Annotated in this window: 9 protein-coding genes and 1 pseudogene; 4 read left to right on the top strand and 6 right to left on the bottom strand. The window is 65.6% G+C overall.

Features of this window, described 5'->3' with window-relative positions; genetic code table 11:
* Positions 1–49: 49 nt before the first annotated feature.
* The 5 genes from A9X03_RS04825 to A9X03_RS04805 all read right to left on the bottom strand — a co-directional run bounded on the left by A9X03_RS04825 (position 50) and on the right by A9X03_RS04805 (position 4,206).
* The gene (locus A9X03_RS04825; RefSeq protein ID WP_067748811.1) at positions 50–799 is read right to left on the bottom strand and encodes an SDR family NAD(P)-dependent oxidoreductase; all 750 of its coding nucleotides are present in this window, start codon (positions 797–799) and stop codon (positions 50–52) included.
* A complete protein-coding gene (locus A9X03_RS04820; protein ID WP_067748808.1) occupies positions 796–2,037 on the bottom strand; it encodes an MBL fold metallo-hydrolase in 1,242 nt (413 codons plus the stop codon). The genes A9X03_RS04825 and A9X03_RS04820 overlap by 4 nt, the downstream gene beginning before the upstream one ends.
* A 19-nt stretch (positions 2,038–2,056) precedes the next feature.
* On the bottom strand, positions 2,057–3,328 hold the full coding sequence (locus tag A9X03_RS04815; RefSeq protein ID WP_067748805.1) for a sulfotransferase: 1,272 nt from the start codon (positions 3,326–3,328) through the stop codon (positions 2,057–2,059).
* Between the two features lie 71 nt (positions 3,329–3,399).
* Positions 3,400–3,786, bottom strand: a complete 387-nt coding sequence (locus A9X03_RS04810; protein WP_067748802.1) for a DUF2237 family protein — start codon at positions 3,784–3,786, stop codon at positions 3,400–3,402.
* An 87-nt stretch (positions 3,787–3,873) separates the two neighbouring features.
* Positions 3,874–4,206 (bottom strand): PE domain-containing protein, encoded by a 333-nt coding sequence (locus tag A9X03_RS04805; RefSeq protein WP_067748799.1) that lies wholly within the window; start codon positions 4,204–4,206, stop codon positions 3,874–3,876.
* 143 nt (positions 4,207–4,349) lie between these two features.
* Between A9X03_RS04805 and A9X03_RS04800 the strand changes: the two genes are divergently transcribed.
* The 4 genes from A9X03_RS04800 to A9X03_RS28185 all read left to right on the top strand — a co-directional run bounded on the left by A9X03_RS04800 (position 4,350) and on the right by A9X03_RS28185 (position 8,354).
* A complete protein-coding gene (locus tag A9X03_RS04800) occupies positions 4,350–4,793 on the top strand; it encodes a TM2 domain-containing protein (protein ID WP_068259903.1) in 444 nt (147 codons plus the stop codon).
* A 117-nt stretch (positions 4,794–4,910) separates the two neighbouring features.
* Positions 4,911–6,044, top strand: a complete 1,134-nt coding sequence (locus A9X03_RS04795; RefSeq protein ID WP_067748793.1) for a 1,4-beta-xylanase — start codon at positions 4,911–4,913, stop codon at positions 6,042–6,044.
* Positions 6,045–6,164: 120 nt separating this feature from the next.
* Complete coding sequence (locus A9X03_RS04790) at positions 6,165–7,802, top strand: DUF4185 domain-containing protein (protein ID WP_068259900.1); 1,638 nt, start codon at positions 6,165–6,167, stop codon at positions 7,800–7,802.
* 54 nt (positions 7,803–7,856) lie between these two features.
* Positions 7,857–8,354 carry a hypothetical protein gene (locus tag A9X03_RS28185; protein WP_082950102.1) on the top strand — a complete coding sequence of 166 codons (498 nt, stop codon included), beginning with the start codon at positions 7,857–7,859 and terminating at the stop codon, positions 8,352–8,354.
* An 11-nt stretch (positions 8,355–8,365) separates the two neighbouring features.
* Here A9X03_RS28185 and A9X03_RS04785 read toward each other — a convergent pair.
* A pseudogene (locus A9X03_RS04785) lies at positions 8,366–8,587 on the bottom strand (hypothetical protein); the annotation flags it as partial.

The raw sequence follows: 8,587 nt of genomic DNA, 5'->3' as shown, positions 1-8,587 counted from the left end.
GGTAGAAATCCTCGGGGCGCAGGGCACTTGTCATGTGTCTCCTCGGTTTTCAGACGCAGTCTGAGGCGGCGTCGACGACGAACACCGCGCCGCTGGTGTAGCTGCTCTGCTCGGTGCACAAGAAGGCGATGGTCGGGGCGATCTCGCCGACGGAACCGAAGCGGCGCAACGGGATGTGCGCCAGCTCGGACTCCACCAGTTCGGCCGAGCCCTGCATCGGTGCGGTCATCGGGGTGTCGATGGCGCCGGGCGCCACCGCGTTCACCCGAATCCCCTTACCGGCCCATTTGACCGCGAGGTTCCTGGTGACGCAGACGATCCCGGCCTTCGCCGCGCCGTATCCCGGCACCAAGGGGACGGCCCGCAGCGCCGACATCGACGCCAGGTTCACCACGCTGGCGCCGCCGTCCGCCGTCGACGCCTTCAACGCGCGGTAGAGCCCGAGCGTCAACCGGTACGGTCCGGTGAGGTTCAGCGCGACCGATGCCTCGAATCCGTCCGGCTTCGATTCGTCAAGGCCGCCGGGGAAATTGGCACCGGCGTTGTTGACCAGCACGTCGAGGCTGGTGAACTTCCGCGCCAGCGCGTCCACCGAATCGGGGTCGCTGATCTGCAGCTGGTGATACTCCATGCCGGACAGATCGGCCTGGTAGTCGGCGGCCGCCGGTCTCGTTCCGGTGACCGCGACGTGGGCCCCGGCGTCGCGGAACAAGACGGCGGTCGCGTGCCCGATCCCACTGGTGCCGCCGGTGATCAGCGCCGTGGTGCCGGTGAAGTCGAAGCTGACCCGTGCCGTCATGAGTTCCTCGCTATCTGATTCTTCAGCCAGGCGGTCTCCCAGAAGTTCGTGCTGGCGGCCAACAGTTCTCCGTGTGCCTCGCGTAGCACCGCCCGAGCCCCGGCATGGTCGGACGGAAGGAGCTCGCCAAGATGGATGGCTTGCAGCGGGCGACCGGCGGCAAGGTGTTCCCGCGCCCGGCCCACCAAAGCGTCGGCCCCGGCGAGCTCGACCACGTCTGCCGCGACGGCGTCGAACCCGACCGGATAGAGCTCGGTGGTCGACTCGTGGTGAAACCAGCCGGAGTAGTTTTCCCAGACGGCCCGCACGTCCCAGGCCACCTTCCCATAGCCTTGTCCCACTTCGTATTCCGCGGGTAGCGTGATCTCCCGCATCAGGGTTCGCACGTCCTTGCCCGCGTTCATCCCCTCGACCGTCTGGTCGTGGACGTACCGAATCGCGTCGCGCAGCCGGGTCAGCTCGGCATGAATGCGCTCGGAGCCCGCTATCGGTTCGAAATGACCAGTCACCAGGAGTTCGGGCCGCAGGTCACGCACCCTCTCCACCGAGGAGATGGCGGTAAGGGCGTCGCGATACCGGTCGCCGCGAATAGTGACCAGGTTGGGAATGTGTCCGAACAGCGGACCGAAGACATTCCCGCACAGGCAAATCCGCTCGTCCGGCAGCCACACCACCAGGGAGTCGGTGGTTTCGCCGCCGGGCACGGCGATCAGGTCCAACCGCCGGCCGCCGACCTCTAGTGTCAGGGTGTCCTCGAAATCGAGGTCCACGACGGGAACGCTCTGGCCGGCCAACCGGGTGCTACCCAACCGCCGTTGAATGGCTTGGATGCCGGTGGCCAGGGTCTCTTTGAACGCGAACGCGCTGCGACTGGCGCGATACGGAATGAGTCGTTCGTTGTCGTCTCGCCAGAGCGTCCAATTCGCCTGGGCGACGACGGTCGTCCCCGGGTCGCGGACGCTGTCCAAACCGCCGACGTGGTCGACGTGTCCTTGCGTGAGCACGATGTAGCGCACCGGCGAGGGATCGACGGCGTCGAAGTTCGCGCGGTGCACCGGGCCCTCGAAACCCATGCCGGTGTTGACGATCACCCGGCCGTCACGCGTGGTGAGTAGGTAGGAGTTCGAGAGCCCCGGTGAGCACCACAGCCCGGGCGCGACCTCTTCCGCCCGTTCGGCGGAAGCGGGCCGCATGGCGTCGGCGCCGGGCCGGCTGCGGTAGATCGGATCGGAACTCATCGCTGTCGTTGCCTTCCAGCTAGGTCTCGGCCTGGACGTCGAACTTGTCGAAGTAGAAGTCGAAGCGCCCGCGCAACTCGTCGGGCGTGACGCCGAAGTGGCGGTGCAGGTGGTAGCGGATGCGGCCGTGTTTGCCCCGCGGGTTGCCGTCCAGATACTTCTCGAAGCGAGCCCGCACCTTCGGTGTCAGTTCGACGCCGCCGCAGCGATAAAGGCTTTCGAGGACCGGCATCTCGTTGCCGTTCAGTTGATGGAAACTGATGTCGATGCTGCGTTCGGCCGGCACCAGGTCGCGGTCGCGCACGCACGCGCTGAGCAGTCGGTGCACCCGGTCGCTCCAATAGTCCACCAGCCAGTCCGGCTCGATGCTGGTTCGGCGCAGTCGATCGGAGTAGGCCATCATCGTGATCGCCGACTGGATCACCGCCACGGGATCGCGGTGCGTGAAGGCCACGGTCGCGTCGGGAAACGTCGCCATGAGCGGGCCGAGCTGTTCACAGTGCTGCGGACTCTTCAGGATCCAGGTCCGCGGGCCCCGCAGAAAGGTCAAGGCCTGCAGCACCTTCCGTAGGTATGCGTAGTGCCGGCTCTGGTCGAGGCCCAGGTAGTAATCGCGCCAGTCCGGCACGCGTGCATGCCATTCCAGGACGTAGGCGGCCAGATCGAGGTCGAGGAGCTCGACCTCTTCCTCGATCGCCTCGGGGAATCGGTCGTGCATGGCGGCGACCAACGGCGCGCTGGCCATCAGCGCGTCGTGCTCGGATTTGGCTCGCGCGTAACGCGGGTCGACGCCGGAGATGTCGGGGCCCTGCCCGGGGGCGGGAATGGGTTCTTGGCTCTCCCAGTACGGCAACGCCCGACGGCGCGGGTCGGCGGCAATGAGATTCACCAAATGCGTGGTGCCCGACCGGGGCATTCCGACGACGATGAACGGCTTCTCGATCGGGATGGCTTCGATTTCCGGGTAGCGCTTGAGGAGTTCGGTCAGCGACAACCGGTTGCGCAGCAGACGCACGACTCGTTGCCGCAGCGAGGACCGTGTCAGCTGTCGCAGGCCCTCGTCGCCGTCGATCGCGGCGACGTGAGCGGCGAGCCGACCGGCGAAGCCGTCGACGTCGTCGAGGTCGGCTCCCCGCTCCAGCCCGGCCTGCTCGACCGCCTCCGCAAGCATCCGGTCGATGTCGAGGTCGACCACTTTGGCCTCGGTGAAGTCCAGAATCTGACGTTGGACGTCGGTCAGCTTGGGCGCGGTGAGGTCATCGAAGTCGATGTCATCAACGGCAGAGCCCACCGGATCCTCTTTTCGACGTGTCGCCGAAGAGAAATATGACACAGAGCCGGGGCGTCGATCCCCCGTGGCCCCTAGAGATTCGCCAAGTCGTCGGGCACGTCGACCTTGTGTTCCTCCAGCGTCTCCAGAGGCACCACCTCGAGCGTGCGCTCGTGCGTGGAGGCCAGCACCACCGGCGCGGCGCAGCCATCCTGGTGCGCCCGAAGCCAGTTCAGCGCCGTCACGCACCAGCGGTCACCGGGCAGCAGGCCGGGGAATCGGTATTCGGGGACCGGAGTCAGCAAGTCGTTGCCGATGGAACGCTGGTGCTCGAGGAATTCGGCGGTCATGACCGCGCAGATCGTGTGCCGGCCGATGTCCTCGGGCCCCGTCGAGCAACAGCCGTCACGGTAGTAACCGGTCAGTGGTTCCGTGCCGCACGATTCCAGCGGACCGCCTAGCACGTTTCGATCGGGCACGGTTTCAGTATCGCGCTCTCGAGGGTGAAGTTTGAAGTAACTTTGCCGTCTCCGCCGGCGCGAATTTGCCGGCGCCGGCCTCGGTGGTTATCCGGCCATCCGGTAGGTCGCCAGCGGGCGCACCGCAAGCACGCTGCCCGCCGCTGCGGCGTCGACCTCCGAATACATCCGGGCGATGTCGACCACCGCCGTGCCCATCCGAACCAGCTCTTCTTGCGCCGCCGTGTTCAGTGCCAGGAAGGCGGAGGCTTCGGCGGCGAAGGCGAGGGCCGCCTGCGCGGACACCTCGTCGGCCCCGGCCGGCAGCAAAGCGGTGGTCGCCGGCGATGCGGCGGCACCGGCCTGCAGGCGTTGAGCGGCGCCGCGGACCACATCCGTCCCGATTCCGGCGGCGGCCGCATCGAATGACAGTGCCTGCACGGATCGCTCCTCACCGAGTCGTGATGATGTCGTGATGCGATAGTAGCAATAGGAAACTATTGGCGTCTACAAATCTTTGCCTGAGAAAGAGTTAAGGGCTTCCGAGGTGGACGCGGTGCCGGTGCCGGGGTTAACTCGGGCCAATGTCGACGCCGGACCCGCAGGGAAACCGGTCCGATGAGCCACCCTGGGGCCGGCGGCCGCCCGGGCCTCCGCCGCCGGGCTTTCCGCCGCCCGCGCAGCCATACCCTGGTTATCCGCCGTATCCCGGCTATGCCGGTCACGGCGATTCCCACGCGCCCTACGGCCGCGACCCGGTCACCGGACTACCGCTGTCGGACAAGTCGGCCTCGACCGCCGGCTTGCTGCAGCTGTTCTTCGGGCTGTTCGGCGCCGGCCGCTTCTACCTCGACTCGACTCGAATCGCCGTCGCGCAACTCTGTCTCGGCATCTTCGGCACGGTGTTCACGCTCTTCTGCTTTCTGGGCTTTCCCGTCCTGCTCGCGAGCGTCATCTGGGCCATCGTCGACGCGATCATGATGTTCACCGGCAGCGTCAAGGACAGTTACGGCCGCAAGTTGCGCTAGCCCGCGGGTAGGGCCAACGAGCGCCAGGTGACGGGGCGATAACAATTCCCCCGTCAAGCCGGCGCGACGCGCTGGGCAAATCCCGGGGAAATCGCCGGGAAAATTTATCGTCACATCGTGCAACGACGAACGGCCCTCAAGCTGCCGGTTTTGCTGGCAGCAGGCACCGCGCTCGCCCGGGTGCCACGCGCCTCGGCGGAGGAAGCGGGCCGATGGCCCGCCGAACGCGCCAACCGTTGGTATCAGGCGCAGGGCTTCCTGGTCGGATCCAACTACATCACCTCCAACGCGATCAACCAGCTGGAAATGTTCCAGCCCGACACCTTCGATCCGCGCCGGATCGACGCCGAACTCGGCTGGGCCAGGTTCTATGGGCACAACACCGCCCGGGTGTTCCTGCACGATCAGCTTTGGGCTCAGGATCAACGGGGTTTTCAGACGCGGCTGGCTCAGTTCGTCGACATCGCCGCGCGGCATCGCATCAAGCCGCTGTTCGTCTTCTTCGATTCGTGTTGGGATCCGGCGCCGAAGGCGGGGCGGCAGCGCGCGCCGGCCCCCGGCGTGCACAACTCAGGCTGGGTGCAGAGCCCCGGCGCCGAACGCCTTGGCGATCCCCGCTATGCGGCTGTCATGCGCGACTACGTCACCGGGGTGTTGACGCAGTTCCGCACCGACGACCGCGTCCTGGGGTGGGACCTCTGGAACGAGCCCGACAACCCGGCGAAGGTGTACCGAAGCACCGAGCGCAGCGACAAGGAACAGCTCGTCGGGAACCTGCTCCCCCAGGTGTTCCGATGGGCGCGCGCCGTCGACCCCAGCCAGCCGCTCACCAGCGGCGTGTGGCGCGGCGACTGGGGACAACCCCAGGGGCGCAGCGCCATCAGCGACATCCAGCTGGCCAACGCGGACGTGGTCACGTTCCATTCCTATGCCGAACCCGCGGGCTTCGAGTCCCGGATCGGCGAGCTCGCCCCGCTGGGGAGGCCCATCCTCTGCACCGAGTACATGGCCAGGCCGCGGGGTAGCACCGTGGAAGGAATCCTGCCAATTGCCAAGCGCCACAACGTCGGCGCCATCAACTGGGGTCTGGTCGCCGGGAAGACCCAGACCTACTTCCCGTGGGAATCGTGGGATCACCCGTACACCGCGATTCCGAAGGTCTGGTTTCACGACCTGCTCCGCCCCGACGGCCGGCCCTTCCAGGACACCGAAGCGCTGACGACACGAAAGCTCGCCGGGACGCAGGCTTAGATCAACCTCGGCTCGACCGGGCGGGCGAATTCGCCGTCGACCGGCCCTGATGCGGCGGTACGCTTGCTTCGCAGAGGGGGCCGGCGATGTTCTTGTTGTCAAGCGGCCAGTGACCGTGCGATGGCGCTGGCGAATCTGAGCGAAGCGGAGCTGATCGGGGCGGCGGGCGGTGACCCCTGGGCGGTCAACCAGAGCCTGCAGGCGGGCAGCCCGTTCCAGATCTCGCGGCTGGCGGAGGCGTTTCATAACGCCGGCCGACACTCTGCCGAAGCCGACCACGCATTCGAGCAAGCCAGAAAGCGCTTCGAGGCGTCGTGGAATCACGAGAACGGCGACAATCCGATCAACGACTCCTCCGAAGTTCAGCGGGTAACAAAATCGCTTGGCGCGCAATCCGAGCAATTGCCCAAGATCGGCGCCGACCTGGAAAATATCGCCGCCGCGCTGGCCGACGCGCAGAAGCAGGGCTCCGCAGAAATCGCCAGCCTGGACCATCATTTGCAGTTTCTCGACAAGCTGATCGGCGCGGCGAAGGAGGATCTGAAGCTGGACCTGCCCGAGCAGGAACGCAACAAACTGCTGAAATTGATCGAAGGTGCCCACGCCGACGCCGTCGACGACGTCCGCGATGCCATCAAACAGATGGAATCAATCCGCAACGCCTACTCCGACACCCTGCACAAAGCGCTCGGTTCATTGCACACCGAAGGCTACGACCCGCCCCCTGCCATCGACGACATAGTGGAACGCCCCTTGCGAGGCGAGGTCAGAGATCTGGGCCCGATCGCCGGGACCGGAGGCATTCCCGGGATCCCGGGGATCGGGGCCGCGGACCTCGGCGAGATCGTCGAAGTGCCCGGGCAACCGGGAAGATTCCTTGCGATCTTCGGGGATTCGTTCTCAGGCAACAAAGTTGGCGAAGGTGATCATTATCGATCGGTGGCCGTGCCGGTGACTTTCGACGCCGACGGACGCCCGCACTTCGGAGCGCCGTTGACCGGAGCGAAGGACAGCGGTCACGAGCTATTCACGATGCCGGCCGAAGCGGTCAAAGCCGGCATCGACGACACGCTTCCCGCAGGAACGATCACCCTGGGCGACAAGACGTACATGATGGTTACGGGCACCAAGGGAAACCTCCAGCCCGCAGGTTCGTGGCTGGTCGAGGTCAACGGCGACCCCGGCAAGGGATGGACCATGGTGCCGGGTTCTTTCCGGGCCGCGGGAGACGCGCCCACTCAGGTCAGCGGATACAAGGGCTCTGACGGCAAGGTGTACATCGCGGCCGACTCCTTCGACCGCAGCCGAGGTGTCACGATGTATCAAGCAGACCCGGATAAGGTGTTCGATCGCAACAGTTGGCGACCGTGGACCGGGAACGCCTGGGGACAGGCAGGGCAACAGGCCACGCCGGTGACGACAGACCGTTACGGCGAGCTCAGTTTTCGGGAGATCGGTGGCAAGCCGGTCTTGTCGGGATTCAATGTCGACGCCCAAGGCGGGCGCATGGAAGTACGGGTCGGACCCAATCCGACCGGCGTTTTCGGCAACGTGCCGACCACTGTCGTCGCGCAGAACGGCGACCCGGGCGCACCAACGTTTCTGCCCCAGCCCTACGGGGGATACATTGTGCCCGGCTCAACGTTGGATGACTTGAAACTGCTTGTCAGTCAGTGGAATACGGGCACGGAAGCGAACGGTGTGCCGATCGGAACGCCCTATCAAACTCGAGAATTTCAAGTCAACCCCTTCCAATGACCCGTTGAACCAGCAGAGTCGAGGAACGAAATGACAACAACGACACTCACCGGCATGAGCGCACTTGTGGGCGCCGCTCTGGCAGGTACATGTGTCGCACACGCCGACGCGCTCAGCTTCCCCGACTTGAGCGGATACGCTCCCGCCAACGTCAAGGATTACGAGGTCTTGGTGCCAAACCCGGGACGGCAGCCCGAACCGACGGTGTACTTTCTCACGCCTGATGGCATCGTCTGCAAGTTCACGCTCGACCAGGCGTCGTGTAGCGGAAATAACTTGCCGGCCATACCGCCCGCGGCGTCAAACCCGGCGGCGGGAATCAGTGGCGTCAACTGGATAGGAACCACTAGCGGGCTTAACCAGACGAGTGGCGGGGAACCGTCACGTATCGTGGCCGGCCAGTCCGTCAAAACGCTTCCGCCAGCTCACTCTCTCACGGTCAATGGCTTCGTTTGCGGTGTCGACGATTCAGGCATGACCGCATGCAAAGACCCGCAGGGGCGTGGCTTTGTCCTGTCGCCGCACGGCTCCGGTTGGCTGCCGCATGTGTGAAATCGGCTCGCTCACGCAGCCTTGACCCTGCGTACCGTCTCGGCGAGAAGCTCGTCGAGGGCGCTCAGCGGCAAAGGCGGTGTGTCCCCCTTGAACAGCCATCCGCCATCGCTCGAGCTGCTGACGACGATCAGTCCTCGCACCTGGGTGACCCTCAGCGCCTCGACGCCTTCACCACACACTCCATGGCCGCGGACATCAACTACCCGCATCCACCGGTGTGTCAACCGCAC

It is taken from the genome of Mycobacterium sp. E1715, assembly GCF_001667625.1.
Taxonomy (GTDB): Bacteria; Actinomycetota; Actinomycetes; order Mycobacteriales; family Mycobacteriaceae; genus Mycobacterium.
This window is presented reverse-complemented; position numbering and strand designations above follow the sequence as displayed.